The 26,922-nt window shown below is 69.2% G+C and carries 20 protein-coding genes; 9 read left to right on the forward strand and 11 right to left on the reverse strand.

Annotated elements, in window-relative coordinates:
- Nucleotides 1-24: 24 nt before the first annotated feature.
- The 4 genes from GEM_RS13335 to GEM_RS13350 all read right to left on the reverse strand — a co-directional run bounded on the left by GEM_RS13335 (nucleotide 25) and on the right by GEM_RS13350 (nucleotide 5,497).
- Nucleotides 25-384, reverse strand: coding sequence for a hypothetical protein (locus GEM_RS13335; RefSeq protein WP_014897916.1), 360 nt, complete (start codon nucleotides 382-384; stop codon nucleotides 25-27).
- 293 nt (nucleotides 385-677) lie between these two features.
- On the reverse strand, nucleotides 678-2,933 hold the full coding sequence (locus tag GEM_RS13340; RefSeq protein WP_014897917.1) for a beta strand repeat-containing protein: 2,256 nt from the start codon (nucleotides 2,931-2,933) through the stop codon (nucleotides 678-680).
- Nucleotides 2,934-3,405: 472 nt separating this feature from the next.
- Nucleotides 3,406-4,650 (reverse strand): NAD(P)/FAD-dependent oxidoreductase, encoded by a 1,245-nt coding sequence (locus GEM_RS13345; protein ID WP_014897918.1) that lies wholly within the window; start codon nucleotides 4,648-4,650, stop codon nucleotides 3,406-3,408.
- A gap of 67 nt (nucleotides 4,651-4,717) precedes the next feature.
- On the reverse strand, nucleotides 4,718-5,497 hold the full coding sequence (locus tag GEM_RS13350) for an ABC transporter substrate-binding protein (RefSeq protein WP_014897919.1): 780 nt from the start codon (nucleotides 5,495-5,497) through the stop codon (nucleotides 4,718-4,720).
- Nucleotides 5,498-5,876: 379 nt separating this feature from the next.
- Between GEM_RS13350 and GEM_RS13355 the strand changes: the two genes are divergently transcribed.
- The 5 genes from GEM_RS13355 (at nucleotide 5,877) to GEM_RS13375 (ending at nucleotide 11,185) form a co-directional block, all read left to right on the forward strand.
- Nucleotides 5,877-6,839 (forward strand): ornithine cyclodeaminase family protein, encoded by a 963-nt coding sequence (locus GEM_RS13355; RefSeq protein ID WP_014897920.1) that lies wholly within the window; start codon nucleotides 5,877-5,879, stop codon nucleotides 6,837-6,839.
- Entirely contained in the window at nucleotides 6,836-7,627 is a 792-nt protein-coding gene (locus GEM_RS13360; RefSeq protein ID WP_014897921.1) for a helix-turn-helix transcriptional regulator, read from the forward strand. Before GEM_RS13355 ends, GEM_RS13360 begins: the two co-directional genes overlap by 4 nt.
- Before the next feature lie 181 nt (nucleotides 7,628-7,808).
- Complete coding sequence (locus GEM_RS13365; RefSeq protein ID WP_014897922.1) at nucleotides 7,809-8,543, forward strand: DsbA family oxidoreductase; 735 nt, start codon at nucleotides 7,809-7,811, stop codon at nucleotides 8,541-8,543.
- Nucleotides 8,544-8,677: 134 nt separating this feature from the next.
- A complete protein-coding gene (locus GEM_RS13370) occupies nucleotides 8,678-10,117 on the forward strand; it encodes a DHA2 family efflux MFS transporter permease subunit (RefSeq protein WP_014897923.1) in 1,440 nt (479 codons plus the stop codon).
- Nucleotides 10,118-10,396: 279 nt separating this feature from the next.
- Complete coding sequence (locus GEM_RS13375; RefSeq protein ID WP_014897924.1) at nucleotides 10,397-11,185, forward strand: sulfite exporter TauE/SafE family protein; 789 nt, start codon at nucleotides 10,397-10,399, stop codon at nucleotides 11,183-11,185.
- A 171-nt stretch (nucleotides 11,186-11,356) separates the two neighbouring features.
- Here the strand turns inward: GEM_RS13375 and GEM_RS13380 are convergent, their stop codons facing one another.
- From GEM_RS13380 to GEM_RS13390, 3 genes are all read right to left on the reverse strand, one after another.
- Nucleotides 11,357-13,183 (reverse strand): S10 family peptidase, encoded by a 1,827-nt coding sequence (locus GEM_RS13380; RefSeq protein WP_014897925.1) that lies wholly within the window; start codon nucleotides 13,181-13,183, stop codon nucleotides 11,357-11,359.
- A gap of 611 nt (nucleotides 13,184-13,794) precedes the next feature.
- Complete coding sequence (locus tag GEM_RS13385) at nucleotides 13,795-15,885, reverse strand: D-(-)-3-hydroxybutyrate oligomer hydrolase (RefSeq protein WP_014897926.1); 2,091 nt, start codon at nucleotides 15,883-15,885, stop codon at nucleotides 13,795-13,797.
- A gap of 244 nt (nucleotides 15,886-16,129) precedes the next feature.
- The gene (locus GEM_RS13390; RefSeq protein ID WP_014897927.1) at nucleotides 16,130-16,495 is read right to left on the reverse strand and encodes a BON domain-containing protein; all 366 of its coding nucleotides are present in this window, start codon (nucleotides 16,493-16,495) and stop codon (nucleotides 16,130-16,132) included.
- 445 nt (nucleotides 16,496-16,940) lie between these two features.
- Between GEM_RS13390 and GEM_RS13395 the strand changes: the two genes are divergently transcribed.
- From GEM_RS13395 to GEM_RS13405, 3 genes are all read left to right on the forward strand, one after another.
- Nucleotides 16,941-18,395 carry a TAXI family TRAP transporter solute-binding subunit gene (locus tag GEM_RS13395; protein WP_014897928.1) on the forward strand — a complete coding sequence of 485 codons (1,455 nt, stop codon included), beginning with the start codon at nucleotides 16,941-16,943 and terminating at the stop codon, nucleotides 18,393-18,395.
- 93 nt (nucleotides 18,396-18,488) lie between these two features.
- A complete protein-coding gene (locus GEM_RS13400) occupies nucleotides 18,489-19,127 on the forward strand; it encodes a 2-hydroxychromene-2-carboxylate isomerase (RefSeq protein WP_014897929.1) in 639 nt (212 codons plus the stop codon).
- Nucleotides 19,128-19,195: 68 nt separating this feature from the next.
- Nucleotides 19,196-20,143, forward strand: a complete 948-nt coding sequence (locus tag GEM_RS13405) for a LysR family transcriptional regulator (protein WP_014897930.1) — start codon at nucleotides 19,196-19,198, stop codon at nucleotides 20,141-20,143.
- Nucleotides 20,144-20,235: 92 nt separating this feature from the next.
- Here GEM_RS13405 and GEM_RS13410 read toward each other — a convergent pair whose 3' ends face one another.
- The 4 genes from GEM_RS13410 to xdhA form a co-directional block, all read right to left on the reverse strand.
- Complete coding sequence (locus GEM_RS13410) at nucleotides 20,236-20,637, reverse strand: nuclear transport factor 2 family protein (protein ID WP_014897931.1); 402 nt, start codon at nucleotides 20,635-20,637, stop codon at nucleotides 20,236-20,238.
- Nucleotides 20,638-20,725: 88 nt separating this feature from the next.
- Nucleotides 20,726-21,388: a xanthine dehydrogenase accessory protein XdhC gene (gene xdhC, locus GEM_RS13415; RefSeq protein WP_014897932.1), complete on the reverse strand. Its 663-nt coding sequence runs from the start codon at nucleotides 21,386-21,388 to the stop codon at nucleotides 20,726-20,728.
- Nucleotide 21,389: 1 nt separating this feature from the next.
- Nucleotides 21,390-23,753 carry a xanthine dehydrogenase molybdopterin binding subunit gene (gene xdhB / locus GEM_RS13420; protein ID WP_014897933.1) on the reverse strand — a complete coding sequence of 788 codons (2,364 nt, stop codon included), beginning with the start codon at nucleotides 23,751-23,753 and terminating at the stop codon, nucleotides 21,390-21,392.
- Nucleotides 23,754-23,771: 18 nt separating this feature from the next.
- A complete protein-coding gene (xdhA, locus tag GEM_RS13425; RefSeq protein ID WP_014897934.1) occupies nucleotides 23,772-25,331 on the reverse strand; it encodes a xanthine dehydrogenase small subunit in 1,560 nt (519 codons plus the stop codon).
- A 348-nt stretch (nucleotides 25,332-25,679) separates the two neighbouring features.
- On the opposite strand from xdhA, the gene GEM_RS13430 reads away from it, so the two are divergent.
- Nucleotides 25,680-26,894 (forward strand): MFS transporter, encoded by a 1,215-nt coding sequence (locus tag GEM_RS13430; protein ID WP_014897935.1) that lies wholly within the window; start codon nucleotides 25,680-25,682, stop codon nucleotides 26,892-26,894.
- Nucleotides 26,895-26,922: the final 28 nt, after the last annotated feature.

Consider the following 26,922-nt stretch of genomic DNA (forward strand, 5'->3'; position numbering starts at 1 on the left):
GCGCGTCGCCGCGCCGTCAGTCAATCAGGGACGCGCGACGTGCCACATCCCGCCGATCCCGTCGCCGCCCGTGTCGCCGGCCTTGCGGTCCATCTTCCAGCGATACAGCGGGCGGCCGTGGTACGCCCATTGCTTCTTGCCGTCGTCGCGTGCGACGAGGCTCAGTGCGCCCGACGCCTTGTCGTACCCGTCGGCGAGCGCCGGCGGCCAGTTGGCCGCGCACGAGCCGCTGCACGTGCTCTTGCCCGGCGCGTCGTGATCGAACACGTACAACGTCATGTGATCTTCATCGACCAGTTTCCCGTCTCCGACCTGCGGCGGTTCCGCGGCCGCGGGCCGGACGATTGCGGCCGTCAGCGCGACGGCGAACAGTATCGTCTTCATTCCCGTTCTCCTTGGCATGGCCTCACGGCACGGCGCTGCCGGACGGGACGATCGACTTCATCGTGATCATTATCCCGCCGCGCGTTCGCGCCGTGACTCGGTATGTAAACGGACGGGCGGGACCGCTTATTCCATGCCGACCCGCGATAGCCGGCGGCGGCCGCGCGCCGGCCATTCATCCGACGAAAAAATCGGAGACCCAAGGAAAACGCGGCATGACATCGCTGTCATGCCGCGTTGCGCGACCCGTTGCGCGCAGCAGCCGATATCTGGCCGCCGCCCGTTCCGGCCGGTTACTTCGGCAGTGCGCCCGTCACCGCCTGCAGCAGCGTCGACACCGGTGCGAGCGGGTTGTTTGCCGAACCGTTGCCCGAGTGCGGCGTGACCGACAGGCCCGGTGCGGAACCGAGCGCCGTGCCGACCGACGTGCCGACCGCGTTGACGACCGTCGCCGTCGCATTGCTGCCCGTCGACAGCAGCGAACCGGCTGCCCCCGCCGTGCTGCCCGCCGCGCTTGCGCCCGTGCCGAGCAGGCTGCCGCCCGCCGCAGCCGTCGAACCGGCCGCACCCGACAACGCGCCAGCCGCCTGCCCGAGGGCTGCCGGACCGTTCGCGAGGGCACCCGTCGCCGAACCGAGCGCACCGGTCAGTGCGCCGGCCGGGTTGCTGCCGCCGGTCAGGCCGCTGACGAGGTTCGTGATCGGCGCGATCGGGTTGCTGCCGCCTGCGCCCGACAGCGCGCCGACGACCTGGTTCACGACACCCTGTACCGGCGCGAGCGGATTCGATCCGCCGAGGTTGCCGAGTGCGCCCGTCACCGAGTTCACCGCATTGCTCAGTGCACCGGCCGGGTTGCTGCTGCCGAGGGTTCCGACGACCTGGTTCACGACGCCTTGCACCGGCGCCAGCGGGTTCGTGCCGCCGAGGTTGCCGAGTGCGCCCGTCACCGAATTCACCGCGCTGCTCAGTGCGCCGGCCGCGTTGCTGCTGCCGAGCGTACTGACGACCTGGTTCACGACGCCTTGCACCGGCGCCAGCGGGTTCGTGCCACCGAGGTTGCCGAGTGCGCCCGTCACCGAACCGAGCGCACCGCTCAGCGCGCCGGCCGCGTTACCGCCCGTCGGCAGCGCGTTCTGCAGGCCGCTGACGAGATTCGTGATCGGCGCGATCGGGCTGCCGGCGCCCGACAGCGTGCCGACGACCTGGTTCACGACACCCTGCACCGGTGCGAGCGGATTGGTGCCGCCGAGATTGCCGAACGCCCCCGTCACCGAGTTCACCGCGTTCGTCAGTGCACTGGCCGGGTCGCCGTTGCCGAGCGTTCCGGCGAGTTGCGTGACGGCACCCTGTACCGGCGCGAGCGGGCTCGACGCGCCACCGAGGTTGCCGAGCGCGCCCGTGATCGTATTGACCCCGTTGCTCAGCGCACCGGCCGGGTTGCCGCGGCCGAGCGTGCCCGTGACCTGGTCGACGACGTTCTGGATCGGCGCCAGCGGGTTGGTACCGCCGACATTGCCCAGTGCGCCCGTGACCGTGCCGAGGGCGCCGGTCAGTGCGCCTGCCGGGTTGGTGCCGCCGACGTTACCCAGTGCGCCCGTGACCGTACCGAGGGCGCCGGTCAGTGCGCCTGCCGGGTTGGTACCGCCGACGTTACCCAGTGCCCCCGTGAACGTACCGAGCGCACCGGTCAGTGCGCCTGCGGGGTTGTTGCCGCCGACATTGCCCAATGCGCCCGTCACCGTGCCGAGGGCGCCGGTCAGTGCACCTGCCGGGTTGGTGCCGCCGACATTGCCCAATGCCCCCGTCACCGTGCCGAGCGCGCCGGTCAGCGCACCTGCCGGGTTGGTGCCGCCGACATTGCCCAATGCCCCCGTCACCGTGCCGAGAGCACCGGTCAGCGCGCCTGCCGGGTTGGTGCCGCCGACATTGCCCAATGCGCCCGCAACCGTGCCGAGGGCGCCGGTCAGTGCGCCTGCCGGGTTGGTGCCGCCAACGTTACCCAGTGCGCCCGCGACCGTACCGAGCGCACCGGTCAACGCACCTGCCGGGTTACCGCCACCGAGCGTACCCGTCACTTGATTCACCACACCTTGAAGCGGCGCCAGCGGATTTGCGCCGCCGCCGGCATTCCCCAGTCCGCCCGTCACCGTGCCAACCGCATTGCTCAACGTCCCCGTCGCCGTATTCAGCCCGCCAGCCGGGTTGCCGCCATTGAGCGCACCCGTGACCTGGTTCACCACGCCCTGCACCGGCGCGAGCGGCGTCACCGTGCCGCCACCGCCGCCGAACGCGTCCGACAGTGCCTGCCCGGGATTGCCCAGCGACGTCTGGATCGCACCCGGCCCGCCCGTCGTCACCGTAACCGAGCCCAGCGGCGACGTGCCCGTCGCCGTCAGCCCGACAGATACGCCATTCGTCGGTGGACTGATGATCACTTGCGGAATCGGCAGCCCATCGAGCGTCCCCGCCATCGCCGTACCCGAAGCCAGTACCCCGAACATCATCGCGACCGACAGCGCCACACCCGTCAATTCAAGATTTTGTCCCATCCTTACCCCATCTCGGTTGGCACTACGTTGATAAAGCATGGGGACGGATTGCACGAAGCGTGCCACCTCGATAAAACGGATTCATTCGTTGGCCCATTGCAAGCCAATACCGTTTTTATATGGATTTACGAGGAAATAAGCGGATCGCGCCGCCGCAAACATCTGACGAAACAGGCGTGGCGGGCGCGGATGTAACGTAACGTTTGCGAGGCCTGAAGTAACGTGTTCCGCGACATCCAGGGTCACATCGGAACGACGCGTTGCGAGGGTCCACCGGATTGCCGGGACGGTTCACCTGCTGCGCATTTCATTTATATGAAAATGCATTGATAAATCGCTTTTTCCTGATTTTCTTATTTAGCGATGTCTTTCCGGTCAATTACGCAGATCATTTCTGGTTGCGCAGTTTTCGCGAATGCGTACAGCCGAATGAAAAACTGTGACGGCCGCACGCGCGGCCGCCATCGCCCGCTCAACCGAAACGCGCGGGCCGGTACGGATGAGGATCGATGTAGGTCGGCGCGCCGGTCATCATCTCGGCGAGCAACCGCCCGGTCGCAGGTCCGAGCGTGAGCCCGTGGTGGCAATGGCCGAACGCAAACCACAAGTGACGATGGCGCGGCGCGGGCCCGATCACCGGCCGCATGTCCGGCGTGCACGGCCGCATCCCGAGCCACGGCGCCGGGTCGAGCCGCTCGCCGATGCCGAACGCGTCGCGCGCCAGCGGCTCGGCACGCGCGAGTTGCACGCCGGTCGGCGGCGCGCCGCGCAACGCGATCTCGACGCCGGTCGTGAGCCGCAGCCGGCCGCCCTCCATCGGCGCGACCACGAAGCCCTCCTCGGTATCGCACACGGGCACGTTCAGCGGCGTGCGCGTCGGCCGGTAATGCATGTGATAGCCGCGCTTCGCGCGCAGCGGAATCCGGTAGCCGAGCGGCGCGAACACATGATCGGACCACGGCCCGAGCGCGACCACGGCCGACCGCGCCGAAATCGGCCCGTGTCCGGTCTCGACCTGCCAGCCGTCGCGCACCTGCGCAAGCGTCGTCGCGTCGCCGTGCGCGAACGTGCCGCCGTCGCGCTCGAACAGCTGCGCGTACGCCTTCGTGAGACCGCCTGGGCTCGACACGGTTTTCGGATCCTGCCAGTGGAACGCGCCGCAGAATGCATCGCCGATGCCGGGCTCGCGCGCGCGCAACGCCCGTGCGTCGAGTACGCTCATGCGCAGCCCGTGCGCGTCGGCCACCCGTTGCTGCGCACGCGATTCCGCGTCGAACAGCGCGGGCGAACGGAAGGCCTCGATCCACCCGCCGTCATGCACGAGCGGCTGCGCGTCGGTGCGCGCGAGCAGCGCGTCATGCTCGACGACGCTCGCCGCGACCAGCGGCAGCATGTCGCGCGCGGCGGCCGCGAGCCGGTGCGGCGACGATTCGCGCCAGAAGCGCGCGAGCCAGCCCGCATACGCGGGCAGCGCGCGATAGTCCCAGTAGAGGTCGACCGAGCGGTTGCGCGCGTAGCGCAGCAGCGTGCCGAGCCGGCGCGGAAACGCGTACGGCACGACCGACGAGCGCTCGATCAGCCCGGCATTGCCGTGGCTCGTTTCCTCGCCGGGCGCACGCCGGTCGACGAGCGCGACGCGCAGCCCGCGATCCTGCAGATGCAGCGCCGACGACACGCCGACGATGCCGGCCCCCAGAACGATGACGTCGAAATCCATGCTTCCCCGTACTGCGTCGAGATTCGGTACGACGCGTGCCGGCACGGCGGCCGGCGCGCGGCCTGGCTTACTTCGCGACGATGTCGCGCTTGAAGTACTTCTGCGACAGCGCGCTCAGCGTGCCGTCCTTCTTCAGCGCGTCGAGCGCGCCGACGACCTTCGCCTGCAGCGCCTTGTCGCCCTTGCGCATCCCGAAGCCGGTGCCTTCGCCAAGCGTCGCGGGATCCTTCAGCGGATCGCCGACGATCTGGTAGTCACGGCCGGCCGGCTTGTCGAGGAAACCGTCCTGCGCGGTCTGCGCTTCCTGCACGGCCGCGTCGAGACGCCCGGCGACGAGATCGGCGTAGATCTGGTCCTGGTCCTGATAGGACACGACGTCCACGCCCGCGTTGGCCCAGTGCGCCTTCAGGAAATCCTCCTGCGACGAGCCCTGCAGCACGCCGACGTGCTTGCCGCGCAAGCTCGCGACGTCGGGCCGCAGCGGCGAGCCGTGGTGCGCGACCATCACGATCGGCACCACATAGATCGCCGGCGTGAAGTCGATGCTCTGCTTGCGCTTCGCGGTGATGTTCATCGCCGAATTGATCGCGTCGAACTTGCGCGCCTGCAGCGCCGGAATCAGCCCGTCGAACGCGTTCTCGACCCACACGCATTTCATGTTCAGCTTCGCGCAGACCGCGTTGCCGACGTCGACGTCGAACCCCTGCAGCTGGCCGGCCGGCGTCTTGCTCTCGAACGGCGGATAGGCGGCTTCGATCCCGAAGCGCAACGTGGTCTGTTCCGCGTGGGCCGTGACGGCCGCGCACGCGAGCGCCGCGACGGCGCAGAGGGAAAGCTTCCAGTTCATGACGGATGTCCTTCGATTCCGGATTGAGGCGATGAAGACCGGTCGCGCGGCGCCGTCGCCGGGCGCCGGATCGGCATTCGATGCAGCCAGCCGCCGTGCGGCGACACGTCGGTCTGCACGTCAAATATAGACTCTTAGTCTACTCTAGACTATAGGGGATACGATAGTCGCGATGCCGCGCCAGCCCCCGGGATCGCGCTAGCCGCATCAAATCCCGTTGATTTATCGATGTTTTTCCAAGGACATCCGCCGCCGCCACGTCTCGAAAAGAAAATTTCACCCGGCTTGTTTTGTCTATATTAGACTTTTAATCCATCGCGAACACCGCCGGATGCTGTCTTTCGAGACTGTCCTGTCCGGCCCCGACCGGAGAAGTCCCATGACGCAACCCGCCCCGACCCTGCCGCTGACCGTCGACGAAGCCGCGGTGCGCGCGGCGCTGCCGTCGCTCGACGTGCTCGGCACACTGCGCCGCATGTTCGCGTCGCTCGCGTCGGCCCGCGCGGTGCAGCCGCCGCAAACCCTCACGCTGTTCCCCGAACAGGCCGGCGATTTCATCACGTACCTCGGCGCGCTCGCCGACGAGCAGGTGTTCGGCGCGAAGCTGTCGCCGTATGTCGTGACGGGCGGAAGGCCGATCGTCACCGCGTGGACCGCGCTGATGTCGATGCGTACCGGCCAGCCGCTGATGTGGTGCGAGGCGGGGCTGTTGACGGTCGAGCGCACGGCCGGCACGACGGCCCTCGCGGTCGACTGCCTCGCGCCGCACGACGCGCGTCGCCTCGCCGTCATCGGCACCGGCGCGGTCGGCCTCGCGCATCTGCGCCACACCGCGGCGTTGCGCGACTGGGCATCGATCAGCGTCCATTCGCCCGCGCTCGCCGGCGACCCGGCGCTGCAGGCGACGCTCGCGCAGATCGACCCGCGTGCCCGCCCGGCCGCCAGCGTCGAAGCCTGCGTACGCGACGCGGACGTCGTGATGCTGTGCACGTCGTCGGGCACGCCGGTGCTCGCCGACGGGATGCTCACGCGCGCCGCGCTCGTCACGTCGATCAGCACCAACGTCGCACGCGCGCACGAGATCCCGCCCGCGTGGCTGCCCGACATGGACGTGTACTGCGACTACCGGCACACGACGCCCGCGAGCGCGGGCGAGATGCAGATCGCGGCGGCCGAGCACGGCTGGACCCCCGAGCGGATCGTGGGCGACCTGCCCGCGCTGATCGCCGGCACCTGCGCGGCACCGTCGCGCACGCGTCACGCATTCTTCCGTTCGATCGGCCTCGGACTCGAGGACATCGCGATCGCGCACGCGCTGTATACGCACCTGACACGCGCATGAGCCTCACGCGCACGCGGGGCCGATACAATGGCGCAACCGCCGCGGCGGCGCGCGGGCGCACGGACCGGCCGGTCACCGGTACGCCGGTGCGCCGGGCCGATGCACCGCCCGGCCCCCGCTCACCCGAGATCCCGATTCCGATGCGCAAGAAGCCATCCCCCGTCAAAGACCTGCTGCTCACCCGCTATGCACCGATCGCCGACGGCATCGCGGCGCTGTTCTTCCCGTACGCGGAAGTCGTGATCCACGACCTGCACGACCAGACCGTGCTGTATCTCGCGAACAACCTGTCGAAGCGCGAGGTCGGCGACGACTCGGCACTCGAGGAAATCGATCATTCGGCGCGCGAGCGCGTGATCGGCCCGTACGAGAAGCTGAACTGGGACGGCCGGCGGATGCGCTGCGTGAGCAACGTGCTGTTCGACGACGAAGGCCGCCCGGCCGGGATGATGTGCATCAACTTCAACATCGCCGTGTTCGACGACGTGCGCGCGACGCTCGACGTGTTCATCAAGGGCGCGGGCATCGTCGCGCAGCCCGACGAGCTGTTCCGCGACGACTGGCAGGAACGCATCAACACGTTCCTGCACGGCTGGCTGCGCGACCGGCAGGTCGGCCTGAACGGCCTCACGCGCGAGCACCGGCGCGAGCTCGTCGAGGCGCTTTACGCGGAAGGCGCGTTCCGCGGCAAGAGCGCAGCGAACTATGTCGCGAACGTGCTCGGAATGGGGCGCGCGACCGTCTACAAGCACCTGAAGCATCTGAAGGAAACGCAGGGCGACGCGTAAGCGGGCGCGTTGCGTCGGCGTCGGCGTCGGCGTCGGCATCGCCGGACGCCGGACGCAGCGCTGCCGGCGGTGTCCGGAAGCCCCGCCGCCCCCTCCGGTCGGGCCGTGCCGGCACGCCAAAGCGTCGATGCCGGAAAATGATATAGTCTTGGTTACATTTTTCTGCCGCCCCGCTCCTCCGATGCCGACCTCCCCTGCCCCGACTGCCCACCCGACCCTGACCGTCGAAATCTGGTCCGACCTGATCTGCCCGTGGTGCTGGATCGGCAAGCGCCGCTTCGACGAGGCGCTCGCCGCGTTCGCGCACGCCGGGCACGTCGACGTCGTGCTGCGCGCGTACCGGTTGATGCCGGGCCAGCCGGTCGAGCCGGTCGAGGCGATGCTCGCGGACAAGTACCGGATGTCGCCCGCGCAGGTCGACCAGATGCTGCACCAAGTGACCGACGCGGCCGCGAGCGTCGGGCTGCGCTACGACCTGCCGGGCACGCACGTCGGCGACACGCTCGACGGTCACCGGCTCGTGAAGCTCGCGCAAGCGTCCGGCCGCGCGGATGCGCTGACCGAGCGGCTGTACCGCGCCTATTTCTGCGAACACGGCTCGCTGTTCGATCCTGCGTCGTTGACCGACTTCGCGGTCGAAGCGGGGCTCGAGCGCGCAGCCGTCGAAGCCGTGCTGCGCAGCGACGCGTATCGCGACGAAGTCGAGGCCGACATCGCACGCGCCGCGCAGATCGGCGGACGCGGCGTGCCGCTGTTCGTGTTCGGCGGACGCTACGCGGTGTCGGGCGCCCAGCCGGCCGACGTGTTCGCGCAGGCGCTCGACCAGGCATGGCGCGACGGCGCGATCGTCGAACTCGGCGGCGACGACGCGGCCGCATGCGGCCCCGACGGCTGCGAACTGCCGCCGCGCGGCTGACGCCCGCCCCTCGCCCGCCACCGCGCGAAGCGCGCCGCCACTACGCGACGCTCCTGCCACAAACCGGCAGGAAGCGCGCGCGGATGACGTCTACAATGCAACCTTTCAAATAACCATCGGAAGGCTGCAGGCCCATGACCCACGGGATCCACGGCGAGAAGCGCTGGTATGCGCTGATCGTCCTCTGCCTCGGCGTGCTGATGATCGTGCTCGACAGCACGATCGTGAACGTTGCGCTGCCGTCGATCAGCACCGACCTCCACTTCTCCGAAACAGCCCTCGTGTGGGTCGTCAACGCGTACCTGCTGACGTTCGGCGGCTGCCTGCTGCTCGGCGGCCGGCTCGGCGACCTGTACGGCCAGCGGCGCATGTTCCTCGCGGGCCTCGTCGTGTTCACGCTCGCGTCGCTCGCCTGCGGCCTCGCGCAATCGCAGACGATGCTGATCGCCGCGCGCGCGGTGCAGGGCTTCGGCGGCGCGATCGTGTCGGCCGTATCGCTGTCGCTGATCATGAACCTCTTCACCGAACCGGGCGAACGGGCGCGCGCGATGGGCGTCTACGGCTTCGTCTGCGCGGGCGGCGGCAGCATCGGCGTGCTGCTCGGCGGGCTGCTGACGAGCACGCTGTCGTGGCACTGGATCTTTCTCGTCAACCTGCCGATCGGCATCGCCGTCTATGCGATGTGCGTCACGCTGCTGCCGCGCATGCGCGCGCCGGCCGGCGCCGCGCGGCTCGACGTCGCGGGCGCGATCACCGTGACCGCATCGCTGATGCTCGCGGTCTACGGGATCGTCGGCGGCAACGAGGCCGGCTGGCTGTCGACGCAGACCGTCGTGCTGATCGGCATGGCCGTCGCGCTGCTCGCGCTGTTCATCGCGATCGAGGCACGCGTCGCGCACCCGCTGATGCCGCTCACGCTGTTCGCCGCGCGCAACGTCGCGCTCGCGAACGTGATCGGCGTGCTGTGGGCGGCCGCAATGTTCGCATGGTTCTTCCTGTCTGCGCTCTACATGCAGCGCGTGCTCGGCTACGGGCCGCTGCAGGTCGGCCTCGCGTTCCTGCCGGCGAACCTGATCATGGCCGCGTTCTCGCTCGGGCTGTCGGCGCGGATCGTGATGCGCTTCGGGATTCGCGGCCCGATCGCGGCAGGCCTGCTGGTCGCGGCGTGCGGCCTCGCGCTGTTCTCGCGCGCGCCGGCGGACGGCGGCTTCATCTGGCACGTGTTGCCCGGCATGACGCTGCTCGGCATCGGCGCGGGCGTCGCGTTCAATCCGGTGCTGCTCGCCGCGATGAGCGACGTCGACCCGGCCGATTCGGGGCTCGCGTCGGGGATCGTCAACACCGCGTTCATGATGGGCGGCGCACTCGGCCTCGCGGTGCTCGCAAGCCTCGCGGCCGCACGCACCGACGCGCTCGCGGCGGCCCACGCCAGCGCGCTCGATGCGCTGAACGGCGGCTACCACGCCGCGTTCGCGGCCGGTGCGGCATTCGCCGCCGCAGCCGGGCTGCTCGGTCTCGCGCTGCGCATCCGCCGCCAGGACGCCGTCGCGGGCGCCGGCCCGGCAATGCACTGACGGGCCGCCGGCCGGCCTGAGCCGGGGCGCCTCGCCCCCGCCGCGGCTGCTTCGATCCGGTCCGGCCCCCGATCGCCGGATCTCGGCCGCCCCCCGTCCGGCCCGGCGCCGGTTCAAACGACCGTTTCACCCGCCGCGAATGGTCCGCCCGGCGGGCCTTCCCGGCCGATTTTTAACGTAGTCGTACACCAACGCGCCACTTTTGCGACAATGGCAGACTTTGACGCGCGCGCCGCAGCCGCGCGCCGCCGCCGAACGCCGCATAACCGCCTGCTTCCGATGTCGCTTCCCCATATCGATCTGCTGTACTCCCTGTCCGGCCTGTTCGTCGGCATCCTCGTCGGCCTGACGGGCGTCGGCGGCGGTTCGCTGATGACGCCGATCCTCGTGCTGCTGTTCGGCGTGCACCCCGCGACGGCGGTCGGCACCGACCTGCTGTACGCGGCCGCGACCAAGGCCACCGGTACCCTCGTCCACGGGCTGAAGGGGTCAATCGACTGGCGCATCACCGGCCGGCTCGCGGCCGGCAGCGTCCCGGCCGCCGCCGTCACGCTGTGGGTGCTGCACACGCACGGGATGAATTCACCGAGCACCGCGCGGATGATCCAGCTGGTGCTCGGCGTCGCGCTGCTGCTCACGTCGCTCGCGCTGATCTTCCGGCCGCAGCTGACCGCGCTCGCCGCGCGCAACCCGCTCGCGCCGAGCCCCGCGCGCACGCTCTGGTCGACCGTGCTGACGGGCGCCGTGCTCGGCGTGCTCGTGTCGATGACGTCGGTGGGCGCCGGCGCGATCGGCGTCACCGTGCTGCTGCTGCTTTACCCGGCGCTCGCGACCCCCCGCATCGTCGGTTCCGACATCGCGCACGCGGTGCCGCTCACGCTCGTCGCGGGCATGGGCCACTGGCTGCTCGGCTCGGTCGACTGGTCGATGCTGCTGTCGCTGCTGCTCGGCTCGCTGCCCGGCATCGTGCTCGGCAGCCTGCTGTCGGCGCGCGCGCCCGAGCGGCTGCTGCGCAACCTGCTCGCCGCGACGCTCGTCGCGGTCGGCGTGCGGCTGGTGCTCGCGTAAGCGCGCCGCGGGACAGCCTGCTTCCGCCGCCCGCACACGACGCGCCGGCACCGCCCTCATCTGAAAAAACAGCCCGACCGGCCTGCGCCGCTCGGGCTGTCGTCCATCCGGGGCACCGCGAGCCCGCACTGCCCGGCGCAAGGCCGGACCGCGCGGGCGGCGGCGTGATGCTTACTGCCCCTGCTGCTTCAGCTGTTGCTGCTTGAGCTGCTGCGTGCGCGCCTGCAATTTCAGCACGCGCTGCAGCGCGGTACGGTTCGCGAGGATGCCGTCGTAGAAGTTGCCGAGGTCACCCTTCAGCGCGGTCCGTGACGCGTCGTTCAGGTAGATCATGTGGCCCGACGGGTAGTTCTTGATCGTCAGGTTCTGCGCCTTGAGCGTCGGATCGAGCGGCATCTGCGCGAGCGTCAGCTCGGTCTGGTGGAACGGCGTGACCGCATCGAAGTAGCCGTTCGCCGACAGCACCTTCAGGTCCGGGTTCACGCTCATCGTCGCCGCCAGGTCGCCGGCCGTATACAGCGTATTGCCGCCGCCCTTGTTCGCGCCGGTCGGGTCGGTGTGGCTGAAGTCCCAGTTGTTGAAGACCTGGTCGTTCAGGTCCACGAACGACGACGTCGACGTGTACTTGAGGTCGGTGTTGATGTAGCTGTTCCACAGCACCGTGTACGCGCCGCCGACGTTCGTGATCGACGGATCGTTGCTGCCCGAGTTCGGCAGGATGTACGGCGCGATGCCCTTGCCCGTGTAGTTCGCGCGACCGTCGTACTGGCCGATCTGCGTGCCCGGCACGAGCGTCAGGAAGAACGTGTACGGCGGGTTGTCGTTCGACGACGGCACGTTGCCGAGCGCGGCCGGGTTGCCGAAGGTCTGGATCAGCGAGGTCGGATCCGTGCCGATGTACGAACCCATCTGCTGCGCGGTCTGCAGGTTCAGGTTCAGCCGCACGTTCACGAAGCCGCCGTCCTGCGGGTTCGGCTTCTGCGCGAGCGGCGCGAGCGTGTTGTCCGCATAGTTGCGGGCCTGGACCATGTACGCGTCGAGATCGGTCGGCGTCGGGTTGAGCGTCGTCTTCTTCCAGTAGAACGCGTCGGCCGCGAGCGTCGGGAAGGTGCCCGGCGCGGACAGCGCATTCGCATAGTCGAGGATCGACGACTGCAGCGTGATCCCGTTCAGGTCGATGCCGTCCTCATGCAGCACCCACGACACGACCGCGCTGCGCGCCGTGCCGTACGACTCGCCGAACAGGAACTTCGGCGAGTTCCAGCGCGCGTACTTGGTCAGGTAGCGCTGGATGAAGCGGTCGATCGAGTGCGCGTCCTGGTCGGTGCCCCAGAAGTCCTTGTTCTTCGCCGGCGCGATCGCCGCCGAGTAGCCGGTGCCGACCGGGTTGATGAACACCAGGTCGGTGCGGTCGAGCAGGCTGTCCGGGTTGTCGAGCAGCGTGTACGGCGCGGGCGGCGTGAAGTTCGGGAACGACGACTGCAGGCGTTTCGGCCCGAACGAGCCGAGCAGCAGGTAGACCGACGACGAGCCGGGGCCGCCGTTGTAGAAGAACGTGACCGGGCGCGGCTTCGACGGGTCCGGGTTGTCCTGCGTGTACGCGACGTAGAACATCTTCGCGTTCGGCGCCGACGTGGTCGGATCGATCGTGGTCAGGTGGCCGGTGGTAGCGGTGTAGCTGATGGTCTTGCCGCCGATCGTGACCTGGCGGTGCACGACCGCGGCCCCTTCGGTCGAATCCGTGACCGCGTCGTTCGGCCCGGTGCCGTACACGTCGTTGTCGACGTACGGCTGGTCGGCGGCGGCCGTTGCGTTGGTGCCGGCCGACGTGCTGCCGTTCGACGTCGCCGCGGCCGCCGCGGCGGCGGCCGGGCTCGCCCCGTCATCGCCGCCGCACCCCGTGACGAGCAGCGCCGCGGCCGCGGCCGCGGCGAGCGGCACGCTCAGTGTCGTTCCAAATAGCGCGAAACCGTCTTTCAAGGACTTCAGTGTCGTCATTATTGCCTCTCGAACAGAACGATAAATACCGCCGGCCACAAAGGGTCATTTGCGCCGGCGCTCCGCACCGGGAGTGCATTCGTTTTGCGATGCACCCCGAGTTTTTTACCGGATCGGCGAATACCGATCGGCACGATTTACCCCACCCATATTTCGCGTCCGCACAATGGAATCAATTCCATTGCGAACGACAATTCAATGATTAACGACAATGCGAATTCACCCCACGCATTCGCACCCGCACAAAATCGACGGCAAAGCATGCCCCGCAAAGCCCGCAGGACAACGCCGCCTGGCTTCGAATGGACGAACAATCCCGTCCGGCGAGCTGCTGATTAATCGCAAAAAGGCGACCAACCGGCGCTCGAGCCGATTTAATAAAATCGAAAGGATTGAATGATGAAACGGAAAGAAATTCTCTCGTATATGTAATTTATTAAATTAAGTGAAAATACCGGCGCATAATAAATTCCGGGTTTTCCGCCGTAAAGTAATAATTTGTTACAGCGCTCGTCATTCCGATAAAGACCAGTGCGGGACCGATTCCAGACGCCGAAAAGAAAAAAGCCGGACGACAGTCCGGCTTCGGAATCGCGGCGCGGCGGGCGCCGTCAGAGCGGCACGTCGATCGCGCCGGCGCCAGCGGTGATCGCGTTCGCGCCGGGCGATGCGGCGATCGGCGGCAGGTTCGCGCTCGTCAGCGCGGGCGCAGCGCCCGGCGTGCCGCCGCGCGGCAGCGTGCGGATCACCTGCGACGGTGGCAGCGGCGCGCCGCTCTTCAGGTGCCGCCACATCAGGTTCAGCGCCTGCAGGTTGTAGTAATGGACCGGCACGAAGCGCGTGTCGAAGCCCGCGACCGGCAGGAACGCGTCGAAGTGCTGCCCGTTCGCCACCTCGTAGAACACGAGCTGGCTGCGGCCGCCTTCGCTGATGCTGTTCTGCGCGACGTACGCGCGCGACGCGTGGTTTACGGGCACGAGCGCGTCGCTGCGGCCCTGCACGATGATCGCCGGCTTGCCCTGCAGGTTCGCGTTCACGCGCACCGCATCGACGTTCGCGGGCATGTCGAGCATCCCGTTGGTCCACAGCTGACGCAGGCACAGCGCGCCCGCGAAGCTCGCGTCGGGCGTCGCGAGCCGGTGGTCGATACCCGCGCCGGTGTTGAACACGAGGTTGATGCCGGCCGTGGGCGGCACGCCGTTGCCGAGTCCGAACACCGCCGGCATCGGCGACGTGGCGGGCGGCGCGACCGCACCGGTTGCCGCCTGGGTGGTCGCGAAGCTGAAGTTGCACAGGTTGTCGGTCACGCGCGAGCGCGTGTACGCGTTCGCGTAGGTGACCGCGATCGCCGGAATCGCCTGCGAATCCCACATCGACGCCTGCAGCAGGTCGGAATCGGCGAGATAGCCGGCCGCATGCAGCTGAGCGAGCGCGTCGGCGGCCTGGCTCTGCGTGTCGGCGCCCGACACGAGCCCTGCCGCGGCGAGCGTCGCGCAGCGCTGCGTGCGGATCGACTGCGTGGTGGCAAGCGGCAGCGCGCTCAGGTACGGCTCGCCCGCGAGCGATGCCGACGCGGCCGCGCACGGCTGCAGCAGGTTCGCGAGCGTCGCGTAGTCGGCCAGCGGCCGGCCGAACGACGGCACCGGCTGGCCGCCCTCGCGCACCACCGCGTTCGGCGCCAGCCGCACGTTGACCTGCGGCTCGCCGACCACGACCGCCGTGATCCAGCGGCGGGTGTCCTGCTCGGCCGCCGCGAGCGCCGCGCCGCCGCCGTTGCTGACGGACGCGGCGATCGTCGTGATGTCGCCCGGGTGGTAGCGCACGCCGTGATGCGAGCTGTCGAGCAGCGGTGCGAACTGTTCGTTGAGCGCCCAGTATGCGAATTCGACCGACTGCAGCGTCGCGTGTCCCCAGTCCTGCTCGGGATTCTGCTGCGAATGCGCGTGCTTGAACGCGTAGCGGTTCGGGAAGCGGCTGTTGAACGCGCTCAGGTCGCCGCTGGTCACGTTGGCGGTAAACAGGCTGGCATTGCCGGCCAGCACCGCGTTGGCGAGCGTGCCGTCGATCAGCGTGATGGTATCGGAGCCGAGCTCGTGCGCGCCGTTGCCGCCGCCCTTGTCGTTGTACGCGACCGCGCAGCCGCGCTTGAGGCCCCACTCGCCGGCCGCCGAAATCGCGCCGTACACGCCGCGCGAGCCCGATGACGTCGCGGTGACGATGCACGGCTGCGCGGGATCGAAGCTCGCGGGCACCTGCACGAGCAGCGTCACGTTCTTGCGGCCGCTGCCGTCGTCGGAATACGCGAGATATTCGGTGCCGGGGATCTTGCCTTCGCCGAGCGTGTCGTTGCCGTCGAGGTCGACGTTCGGCCCCCAGAGGCGACCGTAGCCGCCGTTGGCGCTCATGTCGACGAGCGCGCGGTAGTTCGACCAGATCGCGACCCGGCGCAGCTCGGCGCCGGTCGGCCGGGACGGATTCGCGAATGCCGGCGCGGTGGCGGCGGCCAGGCCCGTCTTGCCGAGGCCGGCCGTCAGCAGGTCATCGCTCGTGCCGTCGAAGGCGGTCGTGCGCACGCTGCCGGACACGAAGCCGGGCAGCCGGTTGCGCTCACCTGAAGCGTCGCCGTTGCAGGCGCCGAGCATCGTGACCGCGGCCAGCGCCGCACCGAGAAGAATCCGACTGCCCCACGCGTGCGTCGTCATTGCCGCCCTCTCAATATCGTTATCGGTCCGCCGCCGCGTCGTGCGCGGCTCGCGGCCTCTCGGGAACACGCCGGGCTGCCCCGGGTTTTCGGCCCCGAAGGAAGTCCCCTCGGGGGATGCCCCCGTCAGGCGGCCTGACGCAAAGCGACAGGTCCGGGAGCGCGCTGCAGCGCAAACGGGCCCCGGCACGCCGGGGCCCGCCTGAACACGGGCGCAAGCGGCGCTGACGCGCCGCCGCCCGGCGTCATTGTCGCTGGACCGTCAGCTTGTTCGTGACCGACGTCACGCCCGACACGCCCTTGGCCGCAGCTTCGGCCTTGTCGATCTGTGCCTGGTCGGGCATCGTGCCCTCCAGCGTGATCGCGCCGCCCTTCGAACGCACGACGATCTTCGACACGTTCTCGCCGCTTTCCTTCGAAATGGCCTTGCGCACCGCGTAGCCGAGCTTGCGGTTCGCCTTCTTCGCGGTCTTGGCCGCGGCCTTCGGCGAGCTCGTCGCTGCGGCCGGCGCGTCGGGTGCCGCGGCATCGCTCGACTGCGCGTACACGCTGCCGGACAGACAGGCCGCCACGGCGGCAACACCCAACGCTCTCAACACGATCGACTTCATGTTATCTCCTTGTGACTCCGGAACGGCCGTGCACAGTACGGCCGGATACCCCAAAGGCGGCCGGCCCGCGCGCGCGAACGGGCGGGACGGCCGATGATTTCCACGGCGATGCGAGAGAGGCGACACGGACCGGCGACCGGCGCGCGCAAATGCGGGCCGGCCGGGCCGGACAGCCGCCGGCCGGACGCGCCCGGTCTCATTACGTGCCGGGTCGCGCGCGAATCGGGCGCGGCTGCGTCGCACAATGTAATCCAGCGCCCGCCGAAGCGCAAAGCTTTTGACGCACGGCCGTCCGCCGCCCGTCGTCGAGGCCGCCCGGCCAGCCAGCCGGGCAACCCGGCCGACTCGCGCGCGCATGGCGAAACCGGGTACCATCGCCGCAAGATCGTGCATCGTCCGTGACGGCCGTCATCGATGCGTCACGTCCGTGTCATCCGCCCATTCCATGAAGCCAGCCAGCCCTCGCCCGCCTCGCCCGCCCCGCCGCATCCTCACCCGCTTCGTCGCGGTGTCGTGGCGCGACCTCGCGCTGTCGATCGGCCCCACCGTGCTGCTCGCGGCCGCGGCGGTCTGGCTCGCGGTCAAGCTGATCCAGCCGGCGCCGCCGTCCACGCTCGTGATTTCGTCCGGGCCGCCCGGCAGCACCTACTGGAACGCCGCGCAGAAATACAAGGCGATCCTCGCGAAGAACGGCGTCACCCTCGACGTCCAGTCGTCCGAAGGGTCCGCGCAGAACCTCGCGCGGCTGTCGAACCCGAGCGCGCCGGTCGACGTCGGCTTCGTGCAGAGCGGCATCGGCCCGAAGGAGCGCGACGAACACCTGCTGTCGCTCGGCAGCATCGGCTACGTGCCGCTCGCGATCATGTATCGCGGCCCGGTCGTCGCGCGCCTGTCCGACTTCAAGGGCAAGCGGCTCGCGCTCGGCGCGGAAGGCAGCGGCGCGCGCGAACTGAGCCTCGCGCTGCTGAAGATGAACGGCATCGTGCCGGGCGGCTCGACCGAGCTGCTGCCGACCGCCGGCGAGGATGCCGCGACCGCGCTGCTCGACGGCAAGATTGACGCCGCGTTCCTGTCCGGCGACTCGACGCAGATCCCGGTGATGGCGAAGCTGTTCCGCGCGCCCGGCGTGCACGTGTACTCGTTCACGCAGGCCGAAGCGTATGCGCGGCGCTTTCCGTACCTGACCGCGATCACGCTGCCGATGGGCGTCTACGATCTCGGCCTCAACCTGCCGCCCGCCGACATCCACACGGTCGCGCCGACGATCGAGCTCGTCGCGCGCGACTCGCTGCACCCGGCGCTGTCCGACCTGCTGATCGAGGCCGCGCGCGAAGTGCATGGCCACGCGACGATCCTGCAGCACGCGGGCGAATTCCCGTCGCCCGTCACGCGCGGCTTCCCGCTGTCCGACGACGCGGCGCGCTATTACAAGTCGGGCAAGACCTTCCTGTACCGGCGGCTGCCGTTCTGGGTCGCGAGCCTGGTCGACCGGCTGCTCGTCGTGGCGGTGCCGCTGATCGTCGTGCTGATTCCCGGGCTGCGGCTCGTGCCGTCGCTGTACGGCTGGCGCGTGCGCTCGCGCATCTACCGCTGGTATGGCGCGCTGATCGCGCTGGAGCGCCGCGCACTCGGCGAACACACGGCCGAGGAGCGCGTCCAGCTGCTCGACGAGCTCGACGATATCGAGGAAGCCGTGAACCGGATGAAGATGCCGCTCGCGTACGCGGGGCAGTTCTACGTGCTGCGCGAGCACATCGGTTTCGTCCGCGAACGGCTGACCGCGCACGACCACGATGCCGCACCGGGTACGCCGGGCGCCGGCGGCCACGCCGCGGCACGCGGCGGCCACGCGTCAGCGCCGGCCGGCGATCCCCCCCGGGCGACTCCCGGTTCCGCGTGAGCGGACGATCCGCGATCATTGCTGCATCCGCGCGCCACCGCGTAACATGAAGGCCGCCGCCAGGCGCGCACGCCCCACCCTCTGGAGATCGCCATGACAACCGGCCTCGACACTGCCCAACCCGCCTGGTTCTACGACTTCGTGTCGCCGTTCTCCTACCTGTTGCTCGAACAGCTCGGCAAGTGGCCGGACGTGCCGTTCGAACCCGTCGCCGTATCGCTGCTCGACCTGCAGCGCCACTGGGGCCAGCGCCCGAGCGCCGATGTGCCGTCCAAGCGCGTGTTCACGTACCGGCACGCGCTGTTTCGCGCCGAACAGCTCGGCATCCGCTTCAAGATGCCGCCCGCGCACCCGTTCGATTCCGACAAGGTGCTGCGCCTCGCGATCGCGCTGCGCGCCGACACCGCGACCGTGCTGGAGATGTTCCGCTTCATCTGGCACGACGGCAACGATCCGTCGACGCCTGACGGGTTCGCCGCGCTGTGCGAACGCGTCGGTGTCGGGCACGGCGACGAGCTGATCGAATTCGAGGAAACGAGCGCACAGCTGCGCCGCAACACCGACGACGCGATCGCGCTCGGCGTGTTCGGGGTGCCGACCTTCTGGATGAACCAGCAGCTGTTCTGGGGCGAGGACGCGCTGCCGATGGTGCTGTACTGCGCGCGCACGCCGAACTGGCTCGAGTCGCGCGAGGTCAAGCGAGTCAGCACGCTGCCGAAGGGGCGCGTGTGATGGCCGGTATCACGCACGCCGACGCGCGGCTGCGGTAAGGTTACGCTTCCCCGAATCACCCTGTCCCGATGGAAGACGACGACCGTACCGCCTCGCTCGATATCTGGCTCGTGCGCGTATTGCGCACGCTGCTGCTCGAGCGCAGCGTCACGCAGGCCGCGCTGCGGCTGAACCAGACCCAGCCCGCGATCAGCACCGCGCTGCGCAAGCTGCGCGAGACGCTGAACGACCCGATCCTCGTGCGCGGCAAGTCCGGGATGGTGCCGACCGAATATGGCGCATCGCTGCTCGGTGCGGCATCGCTCGCGCTGCGCGAGGTCGACTTCATCGCGACGCCGCACGGCGACTTCGATCCGTCGTCCGCGCGGCGCACGTTCCGCGTCGCCGCACCCGACTACCTGAACGATTTCTTCATGCCGACGCTGATCGAGCGCTTTCGCGACGCGGCGCCGCATGCGCACCTGGAAATCGACTCGCTGAATCCCGCGCTCGACCACGCGGAGGCGCTCGAGTCGGGCGCGCTCGATCTCGTGATCGGCAACTGGCCGAAACCTGACCCGCACTTCGCGCGCCAGGACCTGTTCTCCGACACGATCGTGTGCCTGATGCGCGACGCGCATCCGCTCGCGCACGCGCCGCTCACGCGCGAAGCGTACGCATCGGCCGCGCACGTCGCGCCGACGCCGTACACCGGCGACAAGCGCAACGCGATCGAAATCGGCCTCGCACGCGCACGCCTCACGCGGCGGATCGTGACGACGCTGCCGTACTTCGGCATCGTGCCGCAGGTGCTGCTGCAGTCGGACCTGATCTTCACGACGACGCGCCGCTTCGCGACGCACTATGCGCAACTGCTGCCGCTCGTCGTCGTCACGCCGCCGGTGCCGTTCCCGCGGATCAAGAGCTACCTGCTCACGCACCCGCAACCCGACCGCCCGACCGACATCGCGTGGCTGTGCGCGCTGATGCAGAGCGTGTCCGACGAGCTGACGGCCGCGCGCGGGCGCAAGCGCTGACGTCGCGCGCGACAACGGAGCGCGGCCGTTCGGGCCGCTCAAGCCGCTCAAGCCGCTCAGGCCGCTCAGGCCGCTCAGGCCGCTCAGGCCGCTCAGGCCGCGCAGAAGGTTTCCTGCAGATGGGTCCAGCGCACGACGCCTGCCGCGTCGCGCTCGAACACGGCCGTCGCGCGACGCCCGGGAAGTTCGCCCGAGGCCGCCTGCTGCGCCTCGAAATAGGTGACCACGGCATGCGACGCATCGGCCGTAAGCACGCGGATTTCCGACAACGTGATGCGCAGCCCCGGCTTCACGCCGCCGAGCTTCGCGAACAGCGCACGCGTGCCGTCGCGATCGAACGCGCGACCGTCGGTCATGATCATCGTGAAATCGTCGGAGAACGGCGCGATCAGCGCGTCGAGCGCCGCGGGTGAAGTGTCGACGCCGGATAGCCAGCGTTCGATGACGACGAGGCTCGTATCGAGCACGTCGAGATAGGCCTGATGATCGGACATGGTGCCTGCACGAAAAAAATGCGCGGCCCCATGCCGCGCAATCCGTGCAGTGTATGCAAAAACGCGCGGACGCGCGTCGGGCGCATCGCTATCGCGCGCAGCTCACGTCGTCGCGCACGCGCCCTGCCGCAGCCGCTTTCGCATCGGCCACCGGCATGCCCGAGCGCGCCTGCAGCAGTTCCGCGCAGACGGCCACCGCGATCGCGCCGGGCGCCTTGTCGACGATGCCCGTGACGCCGATCGGGCACACCATCTCCACGAGCCTGGCCGGATCGACGCCGCGCGCGGCGAGCCGGCGCTCGAACTTCACGCGCTTGGTGCGCGAGCCGATCATCCCGAAATACGCGAAGTCGCGCCGCCGCATGATCTGCGCGGCGAGCGCGAAGTCGAGCGCGTGGTTGTGCGTCATCACGAGGAAGTACGCGCCGGGCGGCGCCGCGTCGACGACGGCCTCCGGCGTGTCGGTCGGCTCCGGCTGCACGTTCGGCGGACATTCGTCCGGGAACAGCTCGTCGCGCGTGTCGACCCACTGCACGACGCACGGCAATGCGCCGAGCAGCGTGACGAGCGCATGACCGACGTGCCCCGCGCCGAACAGCACGATGTGCATCGGCGGCGGCGCGGCGCTCGCGCGATTGCGCTGGCCGGTGCCTGGTGCGAACGGCTGCAACGGCGCAGTTCCGCACGCGCCGTCGCACCCGGCGGCGGGGGCATGCGCCGCGGCGCGCAGCGAGCGAGCGGGCCCGTTCATGTCAGCCTGCCCGGGCGGCGCTCGCCGCACGAACCGCATGCACCGCGCGCAGGATCGACTCGCCGGTGGCCGGCGCGTCGAGCGGCGGGTTCACCCGGTAGTCGCCGACCGCCGCAATCGCGTCGCGCACCGCGAAGAACACCGAGAACGGCAGCAGCAGCGGCGGCTCGCCGACGGCCTTCGAACGGTGGATGCTGTCCTCGACGTTGCGGTTCTGGAACAGCCGCACGTTGAACTCGGGCGGCGTGTCGTTGACGGTCGGGATCTTGTACGTGGACGGCGCATGCGTCATCAGCTTGCCGCCCGCGTTCCACCACAGCTCCTCGGTCGTGAGCCAGCCCATCCCCTGGATGAATGCGCCTTCGACCTGGCCGATGTCGAGCGCCGGGTTCAGCGATGCGCCCACGTCATGCAGCGCGTCGACGCGCAGCGTGCGCATCTCGCCCGTCAGCGTATCGATCACGACTTCCGACACGGCCGCGCCGTACGAGTAGTAGTAGAACGGCCGGCCCTGCAGCTTCGACTGATCCCAGTACAGCTTCGGCGTCGCGTAGAAGCCGTCGGACCAAAGCTGCACGCGTGCGAGATACGCCTTCGCGATCACCTCGCCGAACGGCACGCTCGCGCCGCCGATCCACACGAAGTCGTTGCCGAACTTCACGTCGGCCGCATCGACCTTGCCGTCGCCGTACTGCTTCGCCGCGAACGCCGCGAGCCGCTCGCGCAGCTGGCGCGCCGCGTCCTGCGCGGCCTTGCCGTTCAGGTCCGAGCCCGTCGACGCGGCCGTCGCGGACGTGTTCGCGACCTTGCTCGTGTCGGTCGCCGTCACGCGGATCCGGCCGAAGCGAATGCCGAGCTCGTGCGCGACGACCTGCGCGACCTTCGTGTTGAGCCCCTGCCCCATCTCCGTGCCGCCGTGGTTCACGAGCACCGAGCCGTCGGTGTAGATGTGCACCAGCGCGCCGGCCTGGTTGAAGTGCGTGACGTTGAACGCGATCCCGAACTTCACCGGCGTGAGCGCGATGCCCTTCTTCAGCACCGTGTTGCGTGCGTTGAAGTCGCGCACGCCCGCGCGCCGCGCGCGATAGTCGCTCGTCGTCTCGAGTTCGCCGAGCAGTTCCTGCAGCACGTTGTCCTCGACCGTCTGCCCGTAAGGCGTCACGTTGCGTTCGGTCTTGCCGTACAGGTTCGCGTAGCGCACGTCGAGCGGATCGCGGCCGAGCGAGCGCGCGACATCGTCGAGGATGTACTCGATCGCGAACGCGCCCTGCGGTCCGCCGAAGCCGCGGAATGCGGTGTTCGACTGCGTGTTGGTCTTGCCGCAGTAGCCGGCGATGTCGACGTCGCCGAGCCAGTACGCGTTGTCGAAGTGGCACACCGCACGCGTCATCACCGGGCCCGACAGGTCGGCCGAGAAGCCGCAGCGCGACGTCATGTCGAGCGCGACGCCATCGAGGCGGCCGTCGTCGTCGTAGCCGACGTCGAAGCGGTAATGGAAGTCGTGCCGCTTGCCGGTGATCATCATGTCGTCGTCGCGGTCCGGACGCAGCTTCACCGGGCACAGCAGTTTCCACGCGGCAAGCGCCGCGCAGCACGCGAACAGGCCCGACTGCGATTCCTTGCCGCCGAACCCGCCGCCCATCCGGCGGCATTCGACCAGCACGTTGTGCGACGCGACGCCGAGCACGTGCGCGACCAGGTGCTGCATCTCGCTCGGGTGCTGCGTCGAGCAGTACACGTGCATCCCGTCGTCGTCCTTCGGCACCGCGTACGCGATCTGCCCTTCCAGGTAGAACTGCTCCTGGCCGCCGAGCAGCATCTCGCCCGACTCGCGATGCGGCGCGGCGGCCAGCCGCGCGGCCGCGTCGCCGCGCGCGAGCTTCAGCGGCGGGATCACGTAGGTTTCGGCCTTGCGCGCGTCCTGCGCGGTCAGGATCGCGGGCAGCTCTTCGTAGTCGACCTTCGCACGGCGCGCGGCGAGCCGCGCGGTTTCGTGCGACGTCGCGACGACCATGAACATCGGCTGGCCGACGAACTGCACGATGCCTTTGGCGAGCACCGGGTCGTCGTGGATGATCGGGCCGCAATCGTTGACGCCGGGGATATCGTCGGCCGTGAACACGGCGACCACGCCGGGCGTCGCGCGCACCGCGTCGAAGTTCATCGACACGATCTTCGCGTGCGGCTTCGCCGACAAGCCGAGCGCCGCGTGCAGCGTGCCCGCGACGAGCGGGATGTCGTCGGTGTAGGTCGCGCGTCCGCTCACGTGCAGGTGGGCGGATTCGTGCGCGCGCGAGACATGCACCTGCGCGGCGTCGGCCTGCGGGTCGAGGGTGCTCAGGAACGGTTCTGCTTGCTGGTTCATGTTCGGTGTTCTCCGTCTTCAGACGCGCGCCGAGTCATCGGCAACTTCGGCGGCCACTTCCCGCACGTTCAGGGCTTGCGGCGGCAGCGGGTCGTGCGGGCGCGTCTCCAGCCAGAATCGGTACATCAGGTTCTTCGCGGTATCGAGGCGGTACGTGCTCGTCGCGCGCATGTCGGACAGCGGCTGGTAGTCGCGCTCGAGCGCCTGCATCGCCGCCTGCGCGGTGGCTTCGTGCCACTGCGCGCCGTCGAGCAGGCGTTCCGTATGCGTCGCACGCTTCGGCGTCGCGGCCATCCCGCCGAACGCGATGCGCGGCTCGCGGATCAGCTCGCCGTCCGCGATGAACGCGAACGCCGCGCACACGGCCGAGATGTCGGAGTCGAACCGCTTCGACAGCTTGTAGGTGCGGAACTGCAGCTTCGCGCGAGCGCCGGTGCGGGTCGGCACCTTCACGCCGACGACGAATTCGTGCGGCGCCATGTCCTTTTGCTGATAGCCGGTGTAGAGCGCCTCGAGCGGCAGCTCGCGCACCGTGTCGCCGCCGCGCAGCACGACCCGCGCGCCGAGCGCGATCAGGCCCGGCATCGAGTCGCCGATCGGCGAGCCGTTCGCGACGTTGCCGCCGAGCGTCCCCGCGTTGCGGATCGGCAGCGACGCGAAACGCTTCCACATTTCGGTCAGTTCCGGATAGGTGCCGGCGAGTGCCGCATACCCGTTCTCGACCGTCACGCCCGCGCCGATCTCGATCCAGTCGTCGCCGTGCACGACCTGCTGCAGTTCGGCGATCTGGCCGACGTAGATCAGGTCGTCGAGCCGGCGCATCTGCTTGGTGACCCACAGGCCGATGTCGGTGCTGCCGGCGAGAATCCGCGCGTCGGGACGCTCGGTCTTCAGTGCGGCCAGCGCGTCGAGCGTGCGCGGCGCCGCAAAGCGCGCGCCGTTGCTCGTCGTGTAGTCGAACGTGCCGTCGCGCTTGAGCGACGCGAGCGTGCGCGCCAGCGCAGCCGTATCGACCGGTGCCGACGGCGCCGGTGCACCTTCGCCGGCCGCGTCGAACATCTGCACGGCCGCATCGACGATCGGGCGATAGCCGGTGCAGCGGCACAGGTTGCCGGTCAGCGCGTCGGCGATCTCGGTGCGGGTCGGCACGTCCTTCGCCTTCGCGCACGCGCTGGCGCAGCCTTCATGCCCGTGCTTCTCGTACAGCGCCCACATCGACATCACGAAGCCGGGCGTGCAGAACCCGCATTGCGAGCCGTGGCAGTCGACCATCGCCTGCTGCACCGGATGCAGCGAACCGTCCGGCTGGCGCAGGTCTTCCACCGTCAGCAGCGCACGGCCGTCGAGCGTCGGCAGGAACTGGATGCAGGCGTTGACGGCCTTGAACGCGACCGTGCCCGCGTCGGTCAGCTCGCCGACGACGACCGTGCACGCGCCGCAGTCGCCTTCCGCGCAGCCTTCCTTGGTGCCGGTGCAGTGCGCATCCTCGCGCAGGTACTGCAGCACGGTGCGGGTGACGTCCGCGCCGCTGACTTCGCGGACCGCGTGACGATGGTAGAAGCGGATCGGCTCACTCATGTCTCTATCATTCTTCAAGTGGGGGCAAGGCGGCCTGCGCGTGGCGCTCGACCGACGTTTCTCTGACAGTTTGCACGCTATCACCATCAAATTCCGCAACCCATAGCCCATCACGCATGGGGCCCATATAACTGCCGCGATATGAGCGCCGGGGCCGCCCGGCAGCCTTCTCGCGCGTTGCCCCGCTTGTGTTCCGGGCCAGCCCGCGGCGCTCCGTCACCGATTCGTCATCGATAAAACGGGTCGCGATTAACTAAATGGTCCCTGCGTGAAAACCGGTTCCATGGGAAAATCCCGATTCCGTTTTTCGCCGTCTTCCGTCCCGTTTCGCTCATTCGTTCAGACCCCATGTCCTCAGATTCCGCCACACCGCCGCGCAGCGGGTTCGCCGTCACGCTGCAAATCGTGTCCGTCGTCTGCTTCACGTTCATCTGCTACCTGACCATCGGCCTGCCGCTCGCCGTGCTGCCGGGCTTCGTCCACGACGACCTCGGCTTTTCCGCGATCGTCGCGGGCGGTGCGATCAGCGTCCAGTATTTCGCGACGCTCGCGTCGCGCCCGCTCGCCGGGCGCTTCGCCGATACGCTCGGGCCGAAGCAGACGGTGCTGCGCGGGCTGATCGGCTGCGGCGTGTCGGGCGTGTTGCTGCTGGTCGCGCTGCTGCTGGCCCACTGGCCAGTCGCGAGCCTCGTGCTGCTGGTCGCGAGCCGGCTCGTGCTCGGCGTCGGCGAAAGCCTGTGCGGCACCGGCGCGATCCTGTGGGGTATCGGCAAGGTCGGCGTCACGCACAACGCGAAGGTGATCTCGTGGAACGGCATCGCGACCTACGGCGCGCTCGCGCTCGGCGCGCCGGTCGGCGTCGCGATCGCGCATACGCTGAATCCGGCGCTGATCGGCGTGATCGTGATCGCGCTCGCAGCGACCGGCTTCTACCTCGCCCGCCTGATCGAATCCGTGCCGCTCGTGCACGGCGAGCGGATGTCGTATGCGAGCGTGTTCACGCGCGTGCTGCCGCACGGCCTCGGCCTCGCGCTCGGCTCGGCCGGCTTCGGCTCGATCGCAACCTTCGTCACGCTGTACTACGCGGCGCGCCACTGGCCGAACGCCGCCCTGTCGCTGACCGTGTTCGGCACGCTGTTCATCGGCGCGCGGCTGCTGTTCGCGAACACCATCAAGACCTACGGCGGCTTCCGCGTCGCGATCGTGTCGTTCGCGTTCGAATGCTCGGGCCTCGTGCTGCTGTGGCTCGCGCCCGTGCCGCACGTCGCGCTCGTCGGCGCCGCGCTCACCGGCTTCGGCTTCGCGCTGATCTTCCCCGCGCTCGGCGTCGAAGCCGTCGCGCTCGTGCCGCCGGCGAGCCGCGGCGCGGCGTTGTCCGCATATTCGGTGTTCCTCGACCTGTCGCTCGGCATCACCGGCCCGCTCGCCGGCTATGTGGCCGGCGCGTTCGGCTATCCGCAGGTGTTCCTGTTCGCGGCGGTGGCCGCGGCGGCGGGTGTCGCGCTGTCGATGGTGCTGTACCAGCGCCAGGCGCGGGTCGCGGAGCGCGGTGCGGCGGCCTGAGGCGCGCTGCGCGTGGCATGGCGGCCGG

The organism is Burkholderia cepacia GG4 (assembly GCF_000292915.1).
GTDB lineage: Bacteria > Pseudomonadota > Gammaproteobacteria > Burkholderiales > Burkholderiaceae > Burkholderia > Burkholderia cepacia_D.

Bases quoted from the DNA above. Each gene is read 5' to 3' on its own strand.
- GEM_RS13365 (WP_014897922.1), top strand. From the start codon at position 7,809: ATGCCGACCTCCCCTGCCCCGACTGCCCACCCGACCCTGACCGTCGAA.
- GEM_RS13430 (WP_014897935.1), top strand. From the start codon at position 25,680: ATGTCCTCAGATTCCGCCACACCGCCGCGCAGCGGGTTCGCCGTCACG.
- xdhC (WP_014897932.1), bottom strand. From the start codon at position 21,388: ATGAACGGGCCCGCTCGCTCGCTGCGCGCCGCGGCGCATGCCCCCGCC.
- GEM_RS13350 (WP_014897919.1), bottom strand. From the start codon at position 5,497: ATGAACTGGAAGCTTTCCCTCTGCGCCGTCGCGGCGCTCGCGTGCGCG.
- GEM_RS13340 (WP_014897917.1), bottom strand. From the start codon at position 2,933: ATGGGACAAAATCTTGAATTGACGGGTGTGGCGCTGTCGGTCGCGATG.
- GEM_RS13395 (WP_014897928.1), top strand. From the start codon at position 16,941: ATGAAGCCAGCCAGCCCTCGCCCGCCTCGCCCGCCCCGCCGCATCCTC.
- GEM_RS13410 (WP_014897931.1), bottom strand. From the start codon at position 20,637: ATGTCCGATCATCAGGCCTATCTCGACGTGCTCGATACGAGCCTCGTC.
- GEM_RS13380 (WP_014897925.1), bottom strand. From the start codon at position 13,183: ATGACGACACTGAAGTCCTTGAAAGACGGTTTCGCGCTATTTGGAACG.
- GEM_RS13370 (WP_014897923.1), top strand. From the start codon at position 8,678: ATGACCCACGGGATCCACGGCGAGAAGCGCTGGTATGCGCTGATCGTC.
- GEM_RS13335 (WP_014897916.1), bottom strand. From the start codon at position 384: ATGAAGACGATACTGTTCGCCGTCGCGCTGACGGCCGCAATCGTCCGG.
- GEM_RS13375 (WP_014897924.1), top strand. From the start codon at position 10,397: ATGTCGCTTCCCCATATCGATCTGCTGTACTCCCTGTCCGGCCTGTTC.
- GEM_RS13360 (WP_014897921.1), top strand. From the start codon at position 6,836: ATGAGCCTCACGCGCACGCGGGGCCGATACAATGGCGCAACCGCCGCG.
- GEM_RS13385 (WP_014897926.1), bottom strand. From the start codon at position 15,885: ATGACGACGCACGCGTGGGGCAGTCGGATTCTTCTCGGTGCGGCGCTG.
- GEM_RS13390 (WP_014897927.1), bottom strand. From the start codon at position 16,495: ATGAAGTCGATCGTGTTGAGAGCGTTGGGTGTTGCCGCCGTGGCGGCC.
- GEM_RS13355 (WP_014897920.1), top strand. From the start codon at position 5,877: ATGACGCAACCCGCCCCGACCCTGCCGCTGACCGTCGACGAAGCCGCG.
- GEM_RS13400 (WP_014897929.1), top strand. From the start codon at position 18,489: ATGACAACCGGCCTCGACACTGCCCAACCCGCCTGGTTCTACGACTTC.
- xdhB (WP_014897933.1), bottom strand. From the start codon at position 23,753: ATGAACCAGCAAGCAGAACCGTTCCTGAGCACCCTCGACCCGCAGGCC.
- xdhA (WP_014897934.1), bottom strand. From the start codon at position 25,331: ATGAGTGAGCCGATCCGCTTCTACCATCGTCACGCGGTCCGCGAAGTC.
- GEM_RS13345 (WP_014897918.1), bottom strand. From the start codon at position 4,650: ATGGATTTCGACGTCATCGTTCTGGGGGCCGGCATCGTCGGCGTGTCG.
- GEM_RS13405 (WP_014897930.1), top strand. From the start codon at position 19,196: ATGGAAGACGACGACCGTACCGCCTCGCTCGATATCTGGCTCGTGCGC.